Source organism: Escherichia sp. E.sYA108, assembly GCF_011754335.1.
GTDB lineage: Bacteria > Pseudomonadota > Gammaproteobacteria > Enterobacterales > Enterobacteriaceae > Escherichia > Escherichia coli.
Genome location: NZ_JAAQVZ010000001.1, coordinates 5012659 through 5034952, shown reverse-complemented (window position 1 = coordinate 5034952; position 22294 = coordinate 5012659). Strand labels below are relative to the sequence as shown.

18 protein-coding genes and 4 tRNA genes are annotated in these 22294 nt (G+C 52.2%); 12 read left to right on the top strand and 10 right to left on the bottom strand.

The features are described 5' to 3' along the window. Positions 1 to 13 precede the first annotated feature (13 nt). From HBM92_RS24045 to HBM92_RS24025, 5 genes are all read left to right on the top strand, one after another. Positions 14 to 90: transfer RNA gene (locus HBM92_RS24045), tRNA-Arg, on the top strand. 58 nt (positions 91 to 148) lie between these two features. Continuing rightward, a tRNA-His gene (locus HBM92_RS24040) sits at positions 149 to 224 on the top strand. A gap of 20 nt (positions 225 to 244) precedes the next feature. After that, positions 245 to 331: transfer RNA gene (locus tag HBM92_RS24035), tRNA-Leu, on the top strand. 42 nt (positions 332 to 373) lie between these two features. Then, a tRNA-Pro gene (locus HBM92_RS24030) sits at positions 374 to 450 on the top strand. A 146-nt stretch (positions 451 to 596) separates the two neighbouring features. Then, positions 597 to 1832: an anaerobic sulfatase maturase gene (locus HBM92_RS24025; RefSeq protein ID WP_001187387.1), complete on the top strand. Its 1236-nt coding sequence runs from the start codon at positions 597 to 599 to the stop codon at positions 1830 to 1832. Positions 1833 to 1989: 157 nt separating this feature from the next. On the opposite strand, the gene aslA is transcribed toward HBM92_RS24025, so the two are convergent. The 5 genes from aslA to hemC all read right to left on the bottom strand — a co-directional run bounded on the left by aslA (position 1990) and on the right by hemC (position 8434). Then, positions 1990 to 3645 (bottom strand): arylsulfatase AslA, encoded by a 1656-nt coding sequence (aslA, locus tag HBM92_RS24020; RefSeq protein ID WP_000395836.1) that lies wholly within the window; start codon positions 3643 to 3645, stop codon positions 1990 to 1992. A 678-nt stretch (positions 3646 to 4323) separates the two neighbouring features. Continuing rightward, positions 4324 to 5520, bottom strand: coding sequence for a protoheme IX biogenesis protein HemY (gene hemY / locus HBM92_RS24015; RefSeq protein ID WP_000921782.1), 1197 nt, complete (start codon positions 5518 to 5520; stop codon positions 4324 to 4326). Positions 5521 to 5522: 2 nt separating this feature from the next. Continuing rightward, a complete protein-coding gene (hemX, locus tag HBM92_RS24010) occupies positions 5523 to 6734 on the bottom strand; it encodes a uroporphyrinogen-III C-methyltransferase (RefSeq protein ID WP_000139092.1) in 1212 nt (403 codons plus the stop codon). Between the two features lie 21 nt (positions 6735 to 6755). Next, positions 6756 to 7496, bottom strand: a complete 741-nt coding sequence (gene hemD, locus HBM92_RS24005) for a uroporphyrinogen-III synthase (protein WP_000026030.1) — start codon at positions 7494 to 7496, stop codon at positions 6756 to 6758. After that, a complete protein-coding gene (gene hemC / locus HBM92_RS24000; protein ID WP_001350351.1) occupies positions 7493 to 8434 on the bottom strand; it encodes a hydroxymethylbilane synthase in 942 nt (313 codons plus the stop codon). Before hemC ends, hemD begins: the two co-directional genes overlap by 4 nt. Positions 8435 to 8820: 386 nt before the next feature. Here hemC and cyaA point away from each other — a divergent pair, with 386 nt between their 5' ends. After that, on the top strand, positions 8821 to 11367 hold the full coding sequence (gene cyaA, locus HBM92_RS23995) for a class I adenylate cyclase (protein WP_000281692.1): 2547 nt from the start codon (positions 8821 to 8823) through the stop codon (positions 11365 to 11367). Positions 11368 to 11406: 39 nt separating this feature from the next. Here cyaA and cyaY read toward each other — a convergent pair whose 3' ends face one another. Genes cyaY through HBM92_RS23980 form a run of 3 tightly spaced genes read right to left on the bottom strand, consistent with a single transcriptional unit; the run spans position 11407 to position 14560 of the window. Further along, on the bottom strand, positions 11407 to 11727 hold the full coding sequence (gene cyaY / locus HBM92_RS23990; RefSeq protein ID WP_000999937.1) for an iron donor protein CyaY: 321 nt from the start codon (positions 11725 to 11727) through the stop codon (positions 11407 to 11409). Between the two features lie 47 nt (positions 11728 to 11774). Continuing rightward, the gene (locus tag HBM92_RS23985; RefSeq protein WP_001014282.1) at positions 11775 to 13094 is read right to left on the bottom strand and encodes a hypothetical protein; all 1320 of its coding nucleotides are present in this window, start codon (positions 13092 to 13094) and stop codon (positions 11775 to 11777) included. Next, complete coding sequence (locus HBM92_RS23980) at positions 13091 to 14560, bottom strand: hypothetical protein (RefSeq protein ID WP_001443188.1); 1470 nt, start codon at positions 14558 to 14560, stop codon at positions 13091 to 13093. The genes HBM92_RS23985 and HBM92_RS23980 overlap by 4 nt, the downstream gene beginning before the upstream one ends. Positions 14561 to 14748: 188 nt before the next feature. Between HBM92_RS23980 and lptM the strand changes: the two genes are divergently transcribed. From lptM to uvrD, 6 genes are all read left to right on the top strand, one after another. Continuing rightward, the gene (gene lptM / locus HBM92_RS23975) at positions 14749 to 14952 is read left to right on the top strand and encodes an LPS translocon maturation chaperone LptM (protein WP_000799889.1); all 204 of its coding nucleotides are present in this window, start codon (positions 14749 to 14751) and stop codon (positions 14950 to 14952) included. Between the two features lie 36 nt (positions 14953 to 14988). Further along, positions 14989 to 15813, top strand: coding sequence for a diaminopimelate epimerase (dapF, locus tag HBM92_RS23970; protein WP_001160646.1), 825 nt, complete (start codon positions 14989 to 14991; stop codon positions 15811 to 15813). Then, entirely contained in the window at positions 15810 to 16517 is a 708-nt protein-coding gene (locus HBM92_RS23965) for a DUF484 domain-containing protein (protein WP_000812802.1), read from the top strand. The genes dapF and HBM92_RS23965 overlap by 4 nt, the downstream gene beginning before the upstream one ends. Next, the gene (xerC, locus tag HBM92_RS23960) at positions 16514 to 17410 is read left to right on the top strand and encodes a tyrosine recombinase XerC (RefSeq protein WP_000130691.1); all 897 of its coding nucleotides are present in this window, start codon (positions 16514 to 16516) and stop codon (positions 17408 to 17410) included. Before HBM92_RS23965 ends, xerC begins: the two co-directional genes overlap by 4 nt. Continuing rightward, a complete protein-coding gene (gene yigB, locus HBM92_RS23955) occupies positions 17410 to 18126 on the top strand; it encodes a 5-amino-6-(5-phospho-D-ribitylamino)uracil phosphatase YigB (protein WP_001213570.1) in 717 nt (238 codons plus the stop codon). The genes xerC and yigB overlap by 1 nt, the downstream gene beginning before the upstream one ends. Before the next feature lie 83 nt (positions 18127 to 18209). Then, entirely contained in the window at positions 18210 to 20372 is a 2163-nt protein-coding gene (gene uvrD / locus HBM92_RS23950; protein WP_000383407.1) for a DNA helicase II, read from the top strand. A gap of 54 nt (positions 20373 to 20426) precedes the next feature. On the opposite strand, the gene HBM92_RS23945 is transcribed toward uvrD, so the two are convergent. After that, entirely contained in the window at positions 20427 to 21329 is a 903-nt protein-coding gene (locus HBM92_RS23945) for an S-adenosyl-l-methionine hydroxide adenosyltransferase family protein (protein ID WP_000751634.1), read from the bottom strand. Between the two features lie 82 nt (positions 21330 to 21411). Next, complete coding sequence (locus HBM92_RS23940) at positions 21412 to 22176, bottom strand: phosphodiester glycosidase family protein (protein WP_000951146.1); 765 nt, start codon at positions 22174 to 22176, stop codon at positions 21412 to 21414. Between the last annotated feature and the right edge of the window lie 118 nt (positions 22177 to 22294).

Sequence of the window (22294 nt, the reverse complement as noted above, 5' to 3'; positions counted from 1 at the left end):
GCAACGGCGCTAAGCGCCCGTAGCTCAGCTGGATAGAGCGCTGCCCTCCGGAGGCAGAGGTCTCAGGTTCGAATCCTGTCGGGCGCGCCATTTAGTCCCGGCGCTTGAGCTGCGGTGGTAGTAATACCGCGTAACAAGATTTGTAGTGGTGGCTATAGCTCAGTTGGTAGAGCCCTGGATTGTGATTCCAGTTGTCGTGGGTTCGAATCCCATTAGCCACCCCATTATTAGAAGTTGTGACAATGCGAAGGTGGCGGAATTGGTAGACGCGCTAGCTTCAGGTGTTAGTGTCCTTACGGACGTGGGGGTTCAAGTCCCCCCCCTCGCACCACGACTTTAAAGAATTGAACTAAAAATTCAAAAAGCAGTATTTCGGCGAGTAGCGCAGCTTGGTAGCGCAACTGGTTTGGGACCAGTGGGTCGGAGGTTCGAATCCTCTCTCGCCGACCAATTTTGAACCCCGCTTCGGCGGGGTTTTTTGTTTTCTGTGCATTTCGTCACTTTCCCTTCGCAATAAACGCCCGTAATAACGCATTGCGCCACGGTATGATTTCGCCCTTAACTTATTGAAGGATGACTTCAGGCAAGGAGCGACCATGCAGCAACAGGTTCCAACGCGTGCTTTTCATGTGATGGCGAAACCGAGCGGTTCTGATTGTAATCTGAACTGTGACTACTGTTTTTATCTCGAAAAACAATCCCTTTACCGCGAAAAGCCAGTCACGCATATGGACGATGACACGCTGGAAGCGTATGTCCGTCACTATATCGCTGCCAGCGAAACCCAAAACGAAGTGGCTTTTACCTGGCAGGGCGGCGAACCAACGTTACTCGGGCTGGATTTTTACCGCCGTGCCGTGGCGCTACAGGCGAAATATGGTGCTGGCAGGAAGATAAGTAATAGCTTCCAGACTAACGGCGTGCTGCTCGATGACGAATGGTGTGCATTTCTGGCAGAAAATCATTTTCTTGTAGGGTTATCGCTGGATGGTCCGGCTGAGATCCACAATCAATATCGCGTGACCAAAGGTGGCAGACCAACGCATAAGCTGGTGATGCGTGCTCTGACGCTCCTGCAAAAACATCATGTCGACTATAACGTGCTGGTCTGCGTCAATCGCACCAGTGCGTTACAACCTTTGCAAGTCTATGATTTTCTGTGTGATGCAGGTGTTGAGTTCATCCAGTTTATTCCGGTGGTCGAGCGCCTGGCTGATGAAACGGCTGCTCATGCTGGACTTAAGCTACATGCTCCCGGCGATATTCAGGGCGAACTGACGGAATGGTCGGTGTGCCCGCAAGAGTTCGGTGAGTTTCTGGTGGCGATTTTCGACCACTGGATTAAGCGCGACGTCGGCAAGATTTTCGTAATGAATATCGAATGGGCGTTCGCCAATTTTGTCGGCGCACCGGGCGCGGTTTGCCATCATCAGCCAACCTGTGGGCGCTCGGTGATTGTTGAACACAACGGCGATGTTTACGCCTGCGATCACTATGTTTATCCGCAGTATCGACTAGGGAATATGCTTCAGCAGACGATTGCAGAAATGATTGATTCCCCGCAACAGCAGGCATTTGGTGAAGATAAATTCAAGCAGTTACCGGCACAGTGTCGCAGTTGCAACGTGTTAAAAGCGTGCTGGGGAGGCTGCCCGAAACACCGCTTTATGCTCGATGCCAGCGGCAAACCCGGGCTGAATTATTTGTGTGCCGGGTATCAGCGTTATTTCCGCCATCTACCGCCATATCTTAAAGCAATGGCTGATTTGCTGGCGCACGGTCGTCCGGCCAGCGACATTATGCAGGCGCATTTGATGGTGGTGAATAAGTAGAAATCGGCGGCCGCCTGCGGTTGATTGCCGGATGCGGCGTGAACGCCTTATCCGGCCTACAATCATTGCAAATTCAATAAATTGCAGCGTTCTGTAGGCTGGATAAGATGCGTCAGCATCGCATCCGGCAAAGGCAGATCTCAGCGATAGCGCCGGCTTAATCAGATTTAATCTGCGCGCGTGGTGGATATTTTTTCAGGATCTCCATATACGCATGCATTTCGGTCTGTAGCGGTACACCCATTGGGATATGGCGCACGCCGATAGAGTCGCTTTCCTGCGGATCGGTGTACAGGTTAAACACCGACGATCCCGCCGTTTGCATTACTGTGCCGGTGAATCCACCCTGATATCCGCTCTGGGTATAAGCGTAAGGTTGCTGAATCAGGACGTGATACTTGAACTCATCCATACGCACAGCAGAAAGTTTACCGTTGAGGAAGTAGTGCTCGGCCTTACGGTTAGACTGACCATTTGTTCCCAGGAAGAAAGATGTCTGGTCCACACCATCGATAAAGGTGGTTTTCGGTACTAAATTCGCTACTTTCGCCCCAGGATGCCCCGCCAGATCCAGCGCCGTAGGGAAGAGATCCGCCAGATCGACAATGCCGTCAGATTTACGCGGTTGGATCATGCCTTTCCAGTAAACGAAGGTTGGCACACGAACGCCGCCTTCCCATGTAGAACCTTTCGCACCGCGGAACGGCGTGCGACCGTGCGGCGGAACTTCGGCTTCCGGACCGTTATCAGAGGTGAACACAATCAGCGTGTTATCAAGCTGACCGTTTTTCTCCAGTGCTTTATACAGATTGGCGAAGATATCGTTCATCTCCACCATGCAGTCGCCGTAAGAGGTGCGCGCCGGAGAGCTACCCGCATATTTGGCGTTCGGGTAGTTATCGAAGTGACAGCCGCGAGTGCCGTAATAGAGGAAGAAAGGCTTATCACTCTTCGCCATCTTGTCGAGGAACTTAACGCCATATTCCATCCAGCGTTGATCCAGGTCTTCCATATATTTCGGCGTAATGTCGGCAATGGCTTCCTGTTCACCGCCGCGCACGGCATGAACGTCATCTTTGCTGAACGGCAGTTTTTGGATGTATTCAGAACGAGCCGGGCTCAGGGCGACTTCCGGGTTGACATGAACATCACGCCATTCGGTATACATATCGGACACCGAGTTAAAGCCGCGGAAATCATCAAAGCCAACGTTCTGCGGCTGCGACTCTTTGTTTTCCCCCATATGCCATTTCCCGATAGCCTGGGTGACGTAGCCCTGATCGTGCAGCAACTGCGGCAGCGTGGTTAACCCTTGCAGACCGCCCGGTTGCCCGTACATTGGCGGCATCAGAATGCCGTGGTGGATGGAGTATTGTCCGGTGAGAATCGTGGCGCGGGTTGGGGAAGAACTCGGTTGAGAATACGCCGAAGTTAAAATCAGCCCCTGGCTGGCAACGGCGTCGATATCTGGTGTAGGGTTACCCACCGCCACGCCGCCGCCGTTAAAGCCAACGTCCATCCAGCCCACATCATCCAGCAAGAAAACAACCACGTTCGGTTTCTTACCGGTTTTTTTCTCAAGTTCCGCCAGTTTCTGCTGGGTTTCTTTGTCTTGTGCAGGATGCTGCATCACCGGCATCATGTTGTCGGCAATAGTGGTCGCCGGTTTAACCAGATACTGGTTTGGGTGATCGTATCCGGCAAAGCCTTTGCGTGCGGTGGCGGTTGACGGGGTATCTGCTGCGCTGGCTATGAGAGGAAGAGCTGCGGCGACAGCAACAACAAGAAGTTTGGGTGAAAACGAAAATTCCATGCAAAATGCTCCGGTTTCATGTCGTCAAAATGATGACGTAATTAAGCATTGATAATTGAGATCCCTCTCCCTGACAGGATGATTGCATAAATAATAGTGATAAAAATAAATTATTTATTTATCCAGAAAATGAATTGAAAAATCAGGAGAGCATTTTCAATCCTACCTCTGGCGCAGGTGATATGTAAGGCGGTGATGTTATATCGCGTTGATTATTGATGCTGTTTTTAGTTTTAACGGCAATTAATATATATGTTATTAATTGAATGACTTTTATTATTCATTATATATATGTGTAGAATTGTGCGCAGGAGAAATATTCACTCAGGAAGTTATTACTCAGGAAGCAAAGAGGATTACAGAATTATCTCATAACAAGTGTTAAGGGATGTTATTTCCCGGTTCTCTGTGGCATAATAAACGAGTAGATGCTCATTCCATCTCTTATGTTCGCCTTAGTGCCTCATAAACTCCGGAATGACGCAGAGCCGTTTACGGTGCTTATCGTCCACTGACAGATGTCGCTTATGCCTCATCAGACACCATGGACACAACGTTGAGTGAAGCACCCACTTGTTGTCATACAGACCTGTTTTAACGCCTGCTCCGTAATAAGAGCAGGCGTTTTTTTATATATCAGAAAGGCCCCGGAGGTGCTTGCCTCCGGGTGAGAAAGAGCTACTGTGGCGGGTTGTTCTGCAACGTTAACATCAAACCGTCGCGACGCATCGCTGCGGCTTCTTCCGGCTTGTGCAGTCTGTCCAGCGCGTCGGCAAGCCATGCGTAATCGTAGGCGTCCGGACGTTGTTTCAGCGCTGCGCGGAAGGCGAGCGATGCTTCCTGCCATTCTCCGTGTTTCATCAGCGACTGACCCAGTGTGCTCCACAACAGCGGGCGATCGCCCACGTTTTTGATCTGTTGGCGCAGCACTTTTTCCAGCTGTTCCGGGTTATTGGTTTTCAGACGCGGGATCGGCAGCAGCAGGCGATCGTCATACTGGCGTTTCAGGCCATCGATGATAATTTGCTGGGCAGTATCATGATCGTCACACTCAATAAGATGTTCCGCCATTGCCACCTGCAAGGCCACCTGATGACGCGTTTTCCGGCTTTGGTTTTTCCACCAGTTACGCAAACCTTCACTACCGTTATCGGCACGCGCCTGATCCATCAGGCCAATCCATGCCTGTTGTTCCAGCATTGCACGATGTTCTTCATCACCAACATGGGCTTTCGCCATTGATGGGATGATATCCAGCAGCGAACACCATGCACCAGTGCGGATATACGCCTGTTCCGCCAGACGTAATACTTCCGGATGGCGTGGCGTAACTTCCAGCAGCTTATCCACGCCGTGACGTGCTGCATGGTTTTCATTACGGGCCAGTTGCAGACGTACACGGGTGATTTCTACCGGAATGGTGTCATTGCCGGCCAGCTCCGCTGCGCGTTCCAGATGTTGGTTGGCGCGTGCTTCATCACCACGTTGTTGCGCGGCTTCGGCTGCCAGTAGATAGTTCACCACCGGTTGTTCAGCGTGATCGGCATTTTTCGCCATCAGCTTTTCAACTTGCTGATAATCGCCTTCCGCCAGTTTCAGCAGCGCCTGTTCGGTCTGCTTACGTGCACGGCGACGCTTACGTCCGACAAACCACCCACGGGTGTGCGCGCCTGTGCGGAAGATTCGCCGCAGTAGCCACTCAATGGCAAACAGCACTACCATCGCCAGAATCAAAATAATCGCGAGGCCCGTGACGCTGGTTTCAATATTGTAGTTGTCGGTCTGGATCAGCACGTAACCCTGATGGCCGGCAATCATCGGGCCAACCACGATCCCCGCAATCAGCAACACAAAGAGCAATAACACTTTTAGCATGGTTATTCTCCTTGCGGCGCGGCTGCCGGAGCATCAGCTTGCGGTGCAGGTGCAGGTGCAGGTGCAGGTGCAGGTGCAGGTGCAGGTTTAGCTTCCGTTGTCCCTGCTGCCGGTTGTGCCAGCAGGTTACGCACGCGGGTCTGCATCAATTTTTCCAGCATCGCCTGGCTTTGCAGGGTTTCCGGAAGATCCATCGAGATATTTTGCTGGCTTAACTGGTCCACCTCGTCGAGGAACGCTTTGGTGGTGGCATCATCAGTATCGTAGTAAGCACGTACCCAGGTGGAGACGTTCTCCAGCGCCTGGCGATAAGTCTCTTCCTGGTGACGCGGTACAGCTTGTGCTGCGACCAGCAGGCGAGAGCGAATATTTTCGCGCAGATAGATATCCTGATTTGGCGCTAACAGCGGTACGGCGGTGTCATCACGACGGCGAATCGTAATGAAGTTGTCCATAAAGTTCTGCCAGCTTTTTTGCAGATTGATACGCCATTCGCTGATGGAACTGGAAAGCTCTTCACCGTCGGAATCCATCGGCGAACCATCGCTGTCATTATCGGCCAGACGCAGATTATCTACCTGATTTGAAAGCTGATTAAGCTTAAGGATGATACCGTCATAATCCACCTGCGATACCGCAGAAAGGCTGGCGATATCATCGGTAATTGCCCGGCGAACGGTAATCAGACTCGGGTCATTCATATCCGCCAGGCTGGCGTCTGCACTTTTCAGCAACGCTGCAGCGGTCGTGACGTCCTGATCGCTCCACAGCTTCCGTCCGGCGAGTTTCACCAGAAAATCGGCCTGGGCCAGCAGCCAGGTTTTAGCATCGCTGCCGGAAATGGTGGCGACCTTTTGTTGGACTTCATCCAGCTGTTTTGCCAGCGTTTCTTGCTGACGATTCGCCTGCTCAAGCTGTACAGCTTGTTGCTTGATAATGCCTTCCAGCTCGGCTTTTTGGCTCTCCTGGGCTTTTTGCAGTGCCGTAAGTTGGTTAGCCAGGGCATCGCTGGTGGCAGTCTGATTGACGGCCTGTTGTTTACCCCAGCCATACAAACCGACGCCCGCCGCCAGAGCAATAGCGATAGCCACCGCGCTGAGAATCAATGCGGTATTGTTCTTACTCTTTTTTTCTGTTGCGACAGGTTGTGACGTGGTGTCCACGGCCTCCCTGGTCTCTTCAACCACGGCGGAGGTTTTTTCTTGTTCCGTCATTATGGCTTCCTGTTATGAGAGTTATTGTAATGCCCGTAAAAGCGCATCGTTGTCAGCGTTATCGGCGACCTTAATGTCTTGCCAGCCCAGTTCCCGGGCGAGTTTCGCCAAACGCTCACTGACGACCAATAGTCGACAGCGTAGTAACCAGTGCTCACGATACCATTGTGGGATCAGCGACCAGAGTTGCTGCAACATTTCACCGCTGGTAACAACGACCGTCGTCACCTCGCGGGATTGCCAGCGCATCGCTTCTTCTGCACCATCGTAATGGATTGCGCATCGTTGATAACATTCACAAAAAGTGACCTCAGCACCGCGCGCCGTCAGGGAATCCCCAATTAGCTCACGACCGCCATTGCCACGTAATATCAGCGCACGTTTGCCCGCAATATTTTGTAATTCAGGTAATTGTAGCAAGACTTCGCTGATTTCCCGATCCTGCGGGTAGAGAATCTTCTGTCCGCTTACGGTATGTAGTGCCAGCGCGGTGGTGCGTCCAATGGCGAAATAATCAGGTAGTCGGGGCCATTTACGATCTTGCTGATGCAGCTGTGATTGGGCAAAAGCAACCGCGTGTTGCGAGAGGGCAAACAACAGATCGCTCTCTCCCAGCGCTGCCAGTTGATCAGCAAGTTGCGGTAATTGTCGACCCGGAGAAAACTCAATCAGCGGAAAATGCCATGCCACCTGCCCCAGTGTGCGCAGACGGCTCACTAACTCTTCTCCTGCGGGAAACGGGCGGGTGACCAGGATACTCATGCCGGGGCGTCTCCGTTATAGACTTCAGCGAGGATCTCGCGCGCGCCGTTATTCAGTAGCTCTTCTGCCAGCGAAATCCCCATTTGTTCGGCATCTTGCGGCGCACCGCGGCGTTCACCGCGAATAATCTGCGAACCGTCCGGCGCGCCAACCAACGCACGCAGCCAGATTTCGCCATCAATAAGCTCGGCGTAGCTACCAATTGGCACCTGACATCCGCCTTCGAGACGGGTATTCATGGCGCGTTCGGCGGTAACGCGCAGTGCAGTTTCGTGGTGATTCAGCGCGGCGAGCAGCTCGCGAGTGCGTGCATCATCAAGGCGGCATTCAATGCCCACCGCACCTTGCCCTACCGCCGGAAGAGAAATCTCGGGTGGCAACGCGGCGCGAATGCGGGACTCCAGACCTAAACGTTTTAGTCCGGCTACGGCAAGAATGATGGCATCATATTCGCCGTTATCCAGTTTGCTCAGACGAGTGCCGACGTTGCCGCGCAGGGAGCGGATAATCAGATCCGGGCGGCGTTCAGCCAGTTGGCACTGGCGACGTAAACTGGACGTCCCGACGATACTGCCTGCCGGTAACGCATCCAGACTGTCATAGGTGTTGGATACAAAGGCATCGCGGGGATCTTCGCGCTCGCAAATGGTGACCAGCCCCAGACCTTGCGGGAATTCAACGGGCACATCTTTCATTGAATGAACGGCAATATCGGCGCGATTTTCCAGGAGCGCGACTTCCAGCTCTTTCACAAATAAGCCTTTCCCGCCTACTTTCGCCAGCGGCGTATCAAGAATCACATCGCCGCGCGTCACCATCGGTACCAGTTCAACGACCAGGCCCGGATGGCTCGCCATCAACTTGTCTTTGACATAGTGTGCCTGCCAGAGTGCAAGTGGGCTTTGGCGTGTGGCAATTCTTAAAACATTGTCTAACATGCTTGTTACCGTCATTATCATCCGTGGTCCATCCTAACATCCTTGCCAGAGCGATGTCAGTGTTGTGGTGAAACGTAGACGCCTGCGCAAACCGTAAAATGAGGTCTGGCAGTGGATCCTGACAGGCGCTTTGAGCCTTCGTAATAAGGAATTTACAGAGAATAAACGGTGCTACACTTGTATGTAGCGCATCTTTCTTTACGGTCAATCAGCAAGGTGTTAAATTGATCACGTTTTAGACCATTTTTTCGTCGTGAAACTAAAAAAACCAGGCGCGAAAAGTGGTAACGGTTACCTTTGACATACGAAATATCCCGAATGCCGCGTGTTACCGTTGATGTTGGCGGAATCACAGTCATGACGGGTAGCAAATCAGGCGATACGTCTTGTACCTCTATATTGAGACTCTGAAACAGAGACTGGATGCCATAAATCAATTGCGTGTGGATCGCGCGCTTGCTGCTATGGGGCCTGCATTCCAACAGGTCTACAGTCTACTGCCGACATTGTTGCACTATCACCATCCGCTAATGCCGGGTTACCTTGATGGTAACGTTCCCAAAGGCATTTGCCTTTACACGCCTGATGAAACTCAACGCCACTACCTGAACGAGCTTGAACTGTATCGTGGAATGTCAGTACAGGACCCACCGAAAGGTGAGCTTCCAATTACTGGTGTATACACCATGGGCAGCACCTCGTCCGTAGGGCAAAGTTGTTCCTCTGACCTGGATATCTGGGTCTGTCATCAATCCTGGCTCGATAGCGAAGAGCGCCAGTTGCTACAACGTAAATGTAGTCTGCTGGAAAGCTGGGCCGCCTCGCTGGGTGTGGAAGTCAGCTTCTTCCTGATTGATGAAAACCGCTTCCGTCATAATGAAAGCGGCAGCCTGGGGGGCGAAGATTGTGGCTCCACCCAGCATATACTGCTGCTTGACGAATTTTATCGTACCGCCGTGCGTCTCGCCGGTAAGCGTATTCTGTGGAATATGGTGCCGTGCGACGAAGAAGAGCATTACGACGACTATGTGATGACGCTTTACGCGCAGGGCGTGCTGACGCCAAATGAATGGCTGGATCTTGGTGGCTTAAGCTCGCTTTCTGCTGAAGAGTACTTTGGTGCCAGCCTTTGGCAGCTCTACAAGAGTATCGATTCCCCATACAAAGCGGTGCTGAAAACACTGCTGCTGGAAGCCTACTCCTGGGAATACCCGAACCCACGTCTGCTGGCGAAAGATATCAAACAGCGTTTGCACGACGGCGAGATTGTATCGTTTGGCCTCGATCCATACTGCATGATGCTGGAGCGCGTCACTGAATATCTGACGGCTATTGAAGATTTCACCCGTCTGGATTTAGTTCGCCGCTGCTTCTATTTAAAAGTGTGTGAAAAACTTAGCCGTGAACGCGCCTGCGTAGGCTGGCGTCGTGAAGTGTTAAGCCAGTTGGTGAAAGAGTGGGAATGGGACGATGCTCGTCTGGCAATGCTCGATAACCGCGCTAACTGGAAGATAGATCAGGTGCGTGAGGCGCACAACGAGCTGCTCGACGCAATGATGCAGAGCTACCGTAATCTGATCCGCTTTGCGCGTCGCAATAACCTTAGCGTCTCCGCCAGCCCGCAGGATATCGGCGTGCTGACGCGTAAACTGTACGCCGCGTTTGAAGCATTACCGGGTAAAGTGACGCTGGTAAACCCGCAGATTTCGCCCGATCTCTCGGAACCGAATCTGACCTTTATTTATGTACCGCCGGGCCGCGCCAACCGTTCAGGTTGGTATCTGTATAACCGCGCGCCAAATATTGAGTCAATCATCAGCCATCAGCCGCTGGAATATAACCGTTACCTGAATAAACTGGTGGCGTGGGCATGGTTTAACGGCCTGCTGACCTCGCGCACCCGTTTGTACATTAAAGGCAACGGCGTTGTCGACTTGCCGAAGTTGCAGGAGATGGTCGCAGACGTGTCGCACCATTTCCCGCTGCGCTTACCTGCACCGACACCGAAGGCGCTCTACAGCCCGTGTGAGATCCGCCATCTGGCGATTATCGTTAACCTGGAATATGACCCGACGGCAGCCTTCCGCAATCAGGTGGTGCATTTTGATTTCCGTAAGCTGGATGTCTTCAGCTTTGGCGAGAATCAAAATTGCCTGGTGGGTAGCGTTGACCTGCTGTATCGCAACTCGTGGAACGAAGTGCGTACGCTGCACTTCAACGGTGAGCAGTCGATGATTGAAGCCCTGAAAACCATTCTCGGCAAAATGCATCAGGACGCCGCACCGCCAGATAGCGTGGAAGTCTTCTGCTACAGCCAGCATCTGCGCGGCTTAATCCGTACTCGCGTGCAGCAACTGGTTTCTGAGTGTATTGAACTGCGTCTTTCCAGCACCCGCCAGGAAACCGGGCGCTTCAAGGCGCTGCGCGTCTCCGGTCAAACCTGGGGCTTGTTCTTCGAACGGCTGAATGTCTCGGTACAGAAACTGGAAAACGCCATCGAGTTTTATGGCGCTATTTCGCATAACAAACTGCACGGCCTGTCAGTGCAGGTTGAAACCAATCACGTCAAATTACCGGCGGTGGTGGACGGCTTTGCCAGCGAAGGGATCATCCAGTTTTTCTTCGAAGAAACGCAAGACGAGAATGGCTTTAATATCTACATTCTCGACGAAAGCAACCGGGTTGAGGTGTATCACCACTGCGAAGGCAGCAAAGAGGAGTTGGTGCGTGACGTCAGTCGCTTCTACTCGTCTTCGCACGACCGTTTCACCTACGGCTCAAGCTTCATCAACTTCAACCTGCCGCAGTTCTATCAGATTGTGAAGGTTGATGGTCGTGAACAGGTGATTCCGTTTCGCACCAAATCTATCGGTAACATGCCACCTGCCAATCAGGAGCATGACGCGCCGCTGTTGCAGCAGTATTTTTCTTGATGCTAATGCCGGAAAGCGAGGCTTATCCGGCATTAGCTCTTAACGAAAACTGACGGTTTCTCCCGCCTGCTGCGTCGCGGCCTGTTCCAATAAATCCCAGAAGGTTTCGCCGCTGCGATCGCAAATCCACTCATCGCCTTTCAGATCAAAATGGTAGCCGCCCTGTTTGGTTGCCAGCCATACCTGGTGCAGCGGTTCCTGGCGGTTGATAATGATTTTGCTGCCGTTCTCAAAGGTAATGGTTAGTACACCGCCGTTGATTTCACAGTCGATATCGCTGTCGCCACCCCAGTCGTCCAGATGTTCTTCAATGGTCAGCCACAGTTGATCAGCCAGGCGATGAAATTCACTGTCGTTCATTGTTGTATCCTGTTTTTAAGTGATGGCGGCAGTATAGCGGCATGGGGTCAGGGCTTCAAAGTTTGCCCGTCTGCTGCTGCGTTCCGGCATGATTCATCCGTCACCGGAATAATAATGTCTCTGTTGTGAAGTTCATGCACATTCTCTTCTCTGACGCGTGTTTTCGCCGGGCAGGGGGAGGGCGTAATCCTTACCTCTGTATCGGTCCATGTATAAACATTGCGATCGTCATAAGCAAAGCGATCGTTTTTAGTTAGCGGGCCGTTGTTAGTTGGAATAATTTGCACGCTCTTGCGTGACCGTAATTGGTGGATAAAGTAAGCATGCTGTTTGCCGCGATTAAATGAGTGATCAATGACCAGGTCTGGCGAATCCAGCGGGATTATTTCAAGCTGGTCTTCACCAAAAGTCGATAATTTTGTTACATACAGCCGATCTTTATACTGCGCAATATTGTCAGTAATCAGATGAAATTGTTCAGGTTCAATACCTTGTAGGTCTATCCACTGGCTCCACTGACGGTCGGGCGTGAGCTGTTTACGCCAGCGAACGCGACTTTCCCCTACTTCAAAAGAGACGTCATCATCTACGGGTATCGCTTTGCCAGATAATTGACCAAAGGGATAACGATGCAGACCCTTATTGTCGCGAAAAACCAGCAGTGAATGAGGTATCCAGCGAATTATCTCAAATGAGTCTGCATTCGCCGTAAGGTGAGCGCCATTTAAATAAATATTCTGCCCACTGCGGATAAGCAGATCATTGGAATACAAATTTCTGTTTACACTCATAAGACGTGGATTAATACCCCACCATCTTTTTTCTAATACAGTAACATTACTGCTGCTCCCCTGACGTCGACCGGACAAGTAGAGATTTTTACTATCCACCAGCGTGGTAGAGTTACCTTCGATAGCTTTTAGTGTCGCCAGATCAACACGTGACGCGCCGCTATTACTTTCGGTGCGCTGTCCGTCAAAATAGAGGCTATATTTATCGACCGCGAAGCGGCCCATAGCTTGAAAGCTGGCAATATCGACAGTGGGTGTTCCCGGTGGATTGCTAACGATTTTGCCACGCCAGAGAATAACGCGGCCGTCTGTCATCCAGTGGTATGACTCATTTTTTATGCTTATTTCATCGGAAGGTATATAACCCGTCTTCCCAGAGATATTTTTCACAAGGCGCAAATCGGCCCTGTTCATCTCCGGAAATTGGGCAATGATTTTCTTATCCCCCCAATAACCTTTACCGTAAGACATGACACCGTGATCATTGTAATAGTCGAACCCTATGGCCTGTACAGGAGGTGTCAGAAATGAGTTCCCCAACAGGATGAGTGCAACTGTGATTATTTGACCATTCATTTTGTTGCCTCATTGCGTGGGGCAGGAATAAATTCGCCGTCATCGGTAATTTTTCCGTCCAGATATCCCGTTTTGTAATTTACGCCATAGCCATATCCCGAATGTTGTTCCTTCCAGATTAAGCGAACTTGTTTCGGATCAGCGGTGCGGTATCGCCAGAGCTGCGCGCCATCAAAGCTGTAAACGTAGCGGTTATCGCGGGCATACCATCTGCGCAAAAAGGGATGGTCATTAAGATGGGCTTCGCGTTCATCCGGAGAGCGGTTATCCAGTAAGATCAGCGGTCCGTCAGATTCAAACACGTGTAAACTGGAATGGTTTACCCACCCTTCGGCATGCGTAAGTAAATAGCCGTGGCGTTTCCCGGCGTTGAAACGTTTGTTGATAATAAGATTGGGGTCATCGAGTTTTACGATCTCCAACTTGCGGTCACCAGACTCTGTTTCGATGATGGTATAAAGCGAATCCTGATACTGGGCGACAGCATCACTGATGGGGTGGAACTGTTCAGGATCGAGTCCGGATAATTCTTCCTGTTTACAAGCAGGCCCTTTACGCCAGAACACTTTCTTTTCCTGCAGAGAAAAATCCAGACAGTGCTTTGTTAAATCTTCATCCCACGCCAGATTTTCCTTGTCGAGGACTTTACGCTGCAGCCCGTTTTTATCACGCCAGGTGAAGAGTGAGCCGGGCATCCAGCGCACGACGGAAAAGGTGTCCGGGTCGGCATCCAGTTGTTCTCCGTTGATCATGATTTTCGTCTGTGTGCGGGCTAGCGTATCCCAGGGGCCAAATGGGGCAGGAAGGCAGGGATTAAATGCTGTAGAGAATTTACCGCGCTGATCCCATGACTTTTGAGCCAGTACCGTAAAGGTGTCGGGATCATCAAGGCGCTGACCATTTGCGTAAAGATAGTGCTTGTCACGGAGAATCAAACCTAGCCAGTCTGGTTTCCATTGCGGGTTAAATTCTACCTGACGCAACGTTCGGCGGTTTAGTTGCTGGTTGCTATCGGTGCGTTTGCCTTCGTAATAGAGGCTGTACTTATCTGCGGCAAAATCACCCCATGCCTGAAATGACGAGATATCGACTGGCGGTGTGCCTGGAGGGTTTTGCACAATCTCGCCAGCGTAGAGAATAGCGCGACCATCGCTATAGTAAGAGTAATGGGGAAGAGTTGCGTTTGCGCCGCTGTAGACAACGTCTGTCATGAGATTGGTAGCCGGGGGCACCGTTTCCCAATCCTCCAGTTTGGTTGGGTCAATTAGCAAATTCGGTAACAGACGCAGACGCTTGTAGTTAATCTGCGGTAGCGAAAGATTGGTCTTTTCATAAGGGCGCAAATACACCACGCCTTTTCCCTGTTTCTGGTAAATATTATGTTCCGGCTCATCAAGCCGACATCCCCATGCCGACGATAAAAACAACGAACAAGACAATAAACAAACCACATTGCGATAGTGCATAAAGCCATCCTGGCGCGAGGTGCCGATCACGAAACTACCAGCAAAACATAAATCGCCACGTGTAAGCGTTATACTCGCAGCAATTCCTCACTTTTCAGACTTCATAAAGAGTCGCTAAACGCTTGCTTTTACGCCTTCTCCTGCGATGATAGAAAGCAGAAAGCGATGAACTTTACAGGCAATCCATAATGAAAAACGTGTTTAAGGCACTCACTGTATTACTTACTCTCTTCAGCCTGACGGGCTGCGGTCTGAAAGGTCCGCTCTATTTCCCGCCTGCAGATAAAAACGCACCGCCGCCGACCAAACCGGTAGAGACGCAAACGCAATCCACGGTGCCGGATAAAAACGACCGCGCCACTGGCGATGGTCCATCCCAGGTGAATTACTAAAAGTCAGTTTCTGTACCCGCGTGATTGGAGTAAATGATGCAGTTCTCGAAAATGCATGGCCTTGGCAACGATTTTATGGTCGTCGACGCGGTAACGCAGAATGTCTTTTTTTCACCGGATCTGATTCGTCGCCTGGCGGATCGGCACCTGGGGGTAGGGTTTGACCAATTGCTGGTGGTTGAGCCGCCGTATGATCCTGAACTGGATTTTCACTATCGCATTTTCAATGCTGATGGCAGTGAAGTGGCGCAGTGCGGCAACGGCGCGCGCTGCTTTGCCCGTTTTGTGCGCCTGAAAGGGCTGACCAATAAGCGCGATATCCGCGTCAGCACCGCCAACGGGCGGATGGTTCTGACCGTCACCGATGATGATCTGGTCCGCGTAAATATGGGCGAACCCAACTTCGAACCTTCCGCTGTGCCGTTTCGCGCTAACAAAGTGGAAAAGACCTATATCATGCGCGCCGCCGAGCAGACAATCTTATGTGGCGTGGTGTCGATGGGAAATCCGCACTGCGTGATTCAGGTCGATGATGTCGATACCGCGGCGGTAGAAACGCTTGGTCCTGTTCTGGAAAGCCACGAGCGTTTTCCGGAGCGCGCCAATATCGGTTTTATGCAAGTGGTTAAGCGCGAGCATATTCGTTTACGCGTTTATGAGCGTGGGGCAGGAGAAACCCAGGCCTGCGGCAGCGGCGCATGTGCGGCGGTGGCGGTAGGGATTCAGCAAGGTTTGCTGGCCGAAGAAGTACGCGTGGAACTCCCCGGCGGTCGTCTTGATATCGCCTGGAAAGGTCCGGGTCACCCGTTATATATGACTGGCCCGGCGGTACATGTCTACGACGGATTTATTCATCTATGAAGCAACCAGGGGAAGAACTGCAGGAAACACTCACGGAGCTTGATGACCGGGCGGTTGTCGATTATCTGATTAAAAATCCTGAGTTTTTTATCCGCAATGCGCGCGCAGTAGAAGCGATACGTGTGCCGCATCCGGTACGCGGCACCGTTTCGTTGGTCGAGTGGCACATGGCCCGCGCACGTAATCATATTCATGTTCTGGAAGAGAACATGGCGCTGTTGATGGAACAGGCAATCGCCAACGAAGGCCTGTTTTATCGTCTGCTCTACCTGCAGCGCAGTCTCACCGCCGCCAGCAGTCTCGATGATATGCTGATGCGCTTTCACCGCTGGGCGCGCGATCTCGGCCTGGCAGGTGCGAGTCTGCGCCTGTTTCCGGATCGCTGGCGCTTAGGTGCGCCGTCGAACTACACTCATCTGGCATTAAGCCGTCAGTCTTTCGAACCGCTGCGTATTCAGCGTCTGGGGCAGGAACAGCACTATCTGGGACCGCTTAACGGACCGGAGCTGCTGGTGGTGCTACCGGAAGCGAAAGCGGTGGGATCGGTGGCGATGTCGATGCTGGGAAGCGATGCTGATTTGGGTGTTGTGCTGTTTACCAGTCGCGATGCCAGTCACTATCAACAAGGGCAGGGAACGCAGTTACTTCATGAAATTGCACTGATGTTGCCGGAGCTTCTGGCGCGTTGGATTGAACGCGTATGACCGATTTACACACCGATGTAGAACGCTACCTACGTTATCTGAGCGTGGAGCGCCAGCTTAGCCCGATAACCCTGCTTAACTACCAGCGACAGCTTGAGGCGATCATCAATTTTGCCAGCGAAAATGGCCTGCAAAGCTGGCAGCAATGTGATGTGACGATGGTGCGTAATTTTGCTGTACGCAGTCGCCGTAAAGGGCTGGGAGCTGCAAGTCTGGCGTTACGGCTTTCTGCGCTACGTAGCTTTTTTGACTGGCTGGTCAGCCAGAACGAACTCAAAGCCAACCCGGCGAAAGGTGTTTCGGCACCGAAAGCGCCGCGTCATCTGCCGAAAAACATCGACGTCGATGATATGAATCGGCTGCTGGATATTGATATCAACGATCCCCTCGCTGTACGCGACCGTGCAATGCTGGAAGTGATGTACGGCGCGGGTCTGCGTCTTTCCGAGCTGGTGGGGCTGGATATCAAACACCTCGACCTGGAGTCTGGTGAAGTGTGGGTGATGGGAAAAGGCAGCAAAGAGCGCCGCCTGCCGATTGGTCGCAACGCTGTGGCGTGGATTGAGCACTGGCTTGATTTGCGCGACCTGTTTGGTAGCGAAGACGACGCGCTTTTTCTGTCGAAACTGGGCAAGCGTATCTCCGCGCGTAATGTGCAGAAACGCTTTGCCGAATGGGGCATAAAACAAGGGCTGAATAATCACGTTCACCCGCATAAATTACGTCACTCGTTCGCTACCCATATGCTGGAGTCGAGCGGCGATCTTCGTGGTGTGCAGGAGCTGCTGGGTCATGCCAACCTCTCCACCACGCAAATCTATACTCATCTTGATTTTCAACACCTTGCCTCGGTGTACGATGCGGCGCATCCACGCGCCAAACGGGGGAAATAATGCGTTTTTACCGGCCTTTGGGGCGCATCTCGGCGCTCACCTTTGACCTGGATGACACCCTTTACGATAACCGTCCGGTGATTTTGCGCACCGAGCAGGAGGCGCTTACCTTTGTGCAAAATTATCATCCGGCGCTGCGCAGCTTCCAGAATGAAGATCTGCAACGCCTGCGCCAGGCGGTACGGGAAGCGGAACCCGAGATTTATCACGACGTGACGCGCTGGCGTTTTCGTTCGATTGAACAAGCGATGCTCGACGCCGGGCTGAGTGCCGAAGAAGCCAGTGCAGGCGCACACGCGGCAATGATCAACTTTGCCAAATGGCGCAGCCGGATCGACGTCCCGCAGCAAACCCACGACACCTTAAAACAGCTGGCGAAGAAATGGCCGCTGGTGGCGATCACCAACGGTAACGCCCAGCCGGAACTGTTTGGTTTGGGGCATTATTTTGAGTTTGTGCTGCGCGCTGGCCCGCACGGGCGCTCAAAACCGTTCAGCGACATGTACTTACTGGCGGCGGAAAAACTTAACGTGCCGATCGGTGAGATCTTACATGTCGGGGACGATCTCACCACTGACGTGGGTGGGGCAATTCGCAGCGGAATGCAGGCCTGTTGGATCAGACCGGAAAATGGCGATCTGATGCAAACCTGGGACAGCCGTTTACTGCCGCATCTGGAAATTTCCCGGTTGGCATCTCTGACCTCGCTGATATAATCAGCAAATCTGTATATATACCCAGCTTTTTGGCGGAGGGCGTTGCGCTTCTCCGCCCAACCTATTTTTACGCGGCGGTGCCAATGGACGTTTCTTACCTGCTCGACAGCCTTAATGACAAACAGCGCGAAGCGGTGGCCGCGCCACGCAGCAACCTTCTGGTGCTGGCGGGCGCGGGCAGTGGTAAGACGCGCGTACTGGTGCATCGTATCGCCTGGTTGATGAGCGTGGAAAACTGCTCGCCGTATTCGATTATGGCGGTGACGTTTACCAACAAAGCGGCGGCGGAGATGCGTCATCGTATCGGGCAACTGATGGGCACTAGCCAGGGCGGTATGTGGGTCGGCACCTTCCACGGGCTGGCGCACCGCCTGCTGCGTGCGCACCATATGGACGCCAACCTGCCGCAGGATTTCCAGATCCTCGACAGTGAAGACCAGCTACGTCTGCTTAAGCGTTTGATCAAGGCGATGAATCTCGACGAGAAGCAGTGGCCGCCGCGTCAGGCAATGTGGTACATCAACAGCCAGAAAGATGAGGGGCTGCGTCCGCATCATATTCAGAGCTACGGCAACCCAGTGGAGCAAACCTGGCAGAAGGTGTATCAGGCGTATCAGGAAGCCTGTGACCGCGCGGGTCTGGTTGATTTTGCTGAATTGCTGCTTCGTGCCCACGAATTATGGCTCAACAAACCGCATATCCTTCAACATTACCGCGAACGTTTCACCAATATCCTGGTGGATGAATTCCAGGACACTAACAACATTCAGTACGCGTGGATCCGACTGCTGGCAGGCGATACTGGCAAAGTGATGATCGTTGGCGATGACGACCAGTCAATCTACGGCTGGCGCGGGGCGCAGGTCGAGAATATTCAGCGTTTCCTCAATGATTTCCCCGGTGCTGAAACTATCCGTCTGGAGCAGAACTACCGCTCTACCAGCAATATTCTGAGCGCCGCGAACGCCCTGATTGAAAACAACAACGGGCGTCTGGGTAAAAAATTGTGGACCGATGGCGCGGACGGTGAGCCTATTTCCCTTTATTGCGCTTTTAACGAACTCGACGAAGCGCGTTTTGTGGTTAACCGCATCAAAACCTGGCAGGACAACGGCGGGGCGCTTGCCGAGTGCGCCATTCTCTACCGCAGCAACGCCCAGTCGCGTGTGCTGGAAGAGGCGTTATTGCAGGCGAGTATGCCGTATCGTATTTACGGCGGGATGCGCTTCTTCGAACGCCAGGAAATCAAAGATGCGCTCTCGTATCTGCGCCTGATTGCCAACCGCAACGACGACGCGGCCTTTGAGCGTGTGGTGAATACGCCAACGCGGGGTATTGGTGACCGGACGTTGGACGTGGTACGTCAGACATCGCGCGATCGCCAGTTAACACTCTGGCAGGCATGTCGTGAACTGTTGCAGGAAAAAGCCCTCGCCGGACGTGCTGCCAGCGCCTTACAGCGGTTTATGGAGCTGATCGACGCCTTAGCGCAGGAAACTGCCGATATGCCGCTGCATGTACAGACTGACCGGGTAATTAAAGACTCCGGCCTGCGCACCATGTACGAGCAGGAGAAGGGCGAAAAAGGTCAGACGCGTATCGAAAACTTAGAGGAACTGGTGACGGCAACGCGCCAGTTCAGCTACAACGAAGAAGACGAAGATTTAATGCCGCTGCAGGCATTCCTCTCCCATGCGGCGCTGGAAGCGGGCGAGGGGCAGGCGGATACCTGGCAGGATGCGGTGCAGTTGATGACGCTACACTCGGCGAAAGGTCTGGAATTCCCGCAGGTGTTTATCGTTGGTATGGAAGAGGGCATGTTCCCAAGCCAGATGTCGCTGGATGAAGGCGGGCGTCTGGAAGAAGAACGCCGTCTGGCCTACGTTGGCGTAACCCGCGCGATGCAGAAACTGACGCTGACCTACGCGGAAACCCGCCGTCTGTATGGCAAAGAGGTTTACCATCGCCCGTCGCGCTTTATCGGTGAGTTGCCGGAAGAGTGTGTGGAAGAGGTGCGCCTGCGCGCCACGGTAAGCCGCCCGGTCAGCCATCAGCGTATGGGTACGCCGATGGTCGAGAACGACAGCGGCTATAAGCTCGGCCAGCGCGTACGCCACGCTAAGTTTGGTGAAGGCACCATCGTCAATATGGAAGGCAGCGGCGAGCATAGCCGTTTGCAGGTGGCATTCCAGGGCCAGGGTATTAAATGGCTGGTGGCGGCTTACGCCCGACTGGAGACGGTATAATTTACGATTCCGTTGCCAGATGCGGTGCGCCACACCGCATCCGGCATCAGTAACTTACTTAGTGCACTTCTTCACATCAATATTCCAGTCAGCACCAGACGCAACCTGATGTTTCTGCGCGAAATTATCCATATTCAGCGCCACGGAAACATTCAATAAGCTGTTCAGATACACCATCGGCTGGCCTTCCGGCACATCGCCGAAGCTTGCGACATACGGCATTTTCCCTGCGTATTTTTGCTGGGAACCTTCGGAAATGGTCACACACAACGTGTCGTTGAGTTTGATTCCTGCCTGATTCAGCAACTCGTCGCTGATATTGCTCCAGACGTTGCCGTACTGAATATCGAGAATCGGGATATTGCCCTTCACTTCACCTTTTGTTGCTTTGGCTTTCTGATAAGAAAGTTCGACAACTTTTGCAGGAAGCTCTGGCCCCACCTGCTCGAACGTGATCGCCCCGGAAGCCAGACGTGCACCGGTGTAGGCATACACATCACGACCGTGGAAGGTATATGACTTTTCGGAACCTTTCAGACGGTTGGTTTTTTCATCGATTTGCCGGACGCTCTCAATACCCAGCGATTCCGCCACCAACGTGAGCGTACCGTTATCTGGTGAAACGAAGTACTGACCGTTTTTGGTTTTCAGCACTACCGATTTACGGTCTGTACCAACACCAGGATCGACCACGCTAACAAACACCGAACCTTGCGGCCAGTAACTGGCAGTCTGATACAGGCGGTAAGCGCCTTCCCAGATGTTATATGGTGGAATTTCGTGTGTTAAATCAAATATTTTAAGATTATGGTCAACGCCGAAAGCGACCCCTTTCATCGTCGAGACGGCGCCATCTTTCAGGCTAAAATCCGTTTGTAAAATCAAAGCGTTATCCGCATAAGCGGATGATGACCCCAGACAGGTTAATAAAAATAATGTTGCGAGCGTTTTTTTCATTTTTGTTTCCCTTCATTTATCTGATGATTTTCCAGCTGTGTAGCCAGCCCCAGTTTGTCTGGCCTCCTCGAGTGTACAATGTTTAACCTTTCTGCTCGACGGAAATCATGGTGACAAAAGGATAGCGTTGCCACGGGATTGCCTCGCCTTTCATATACATATGTGAAATTGTGCCATCAAGATAAAGCAGCTGCTCAACGTTCAGTTTCGCTTTGGCATAACAGGCAAAATCATAAAAATTTGTCGCCTGCTGGCTCAACAAAAACACGGCGTTCCCATGTTTATTAATCCCAACACCGTTACGAATTTTACGTGAGGCGACGTTGGGATGAATACGCGGATTAATTACACCGTTTTCCATCAACAATGGCCCTGACTGCACCGCAAACTGAATCTCTTTACTGGTTTTAAAGGCATCCAGACGAACGATGCCGACTTTATCTCCCGCGACATAAAACACTCCGCCAGGACGAATAAAGAAATTCCCTTCACCTGAAGCGAGATTTAACGCCACCTTCTGCTGACCGTTTTCGATGTACAAACCGAGCGGCGCATAGCTTTCATCATAGATGCCGCCGTTCATCGCCATCTGCACCTGACCCTGACTATTAATATCCGCCAGCAGAGCATGTAACGTTCCCCACGCTTCGCCATTGGCTTTTTGCCAGTACATTTTCACCCGCTCTGTTTGAGGATTAACGGTATACGCCTGTACGGTCAGCGTCGGATCTGAGGGTGCGCAATCATCAGCGGCAACAGCAAACAAGGGAAGTAAGGTGAGGGTGAGAAAAATCCGTTTGAGATTCAAGGTGATCATTCCTTTACCAATGAATAGCCGATGCGCCATTATAGGCCCTGAATGTGGGATTTTTTTATCCTGTTAGCGACCTTGACGAGTACCAAAAAGCGCGAAGTTCAACTATTGTTCTGTGGTGTTCTGTTGCGTGTTGACGGCAAAATTTTGC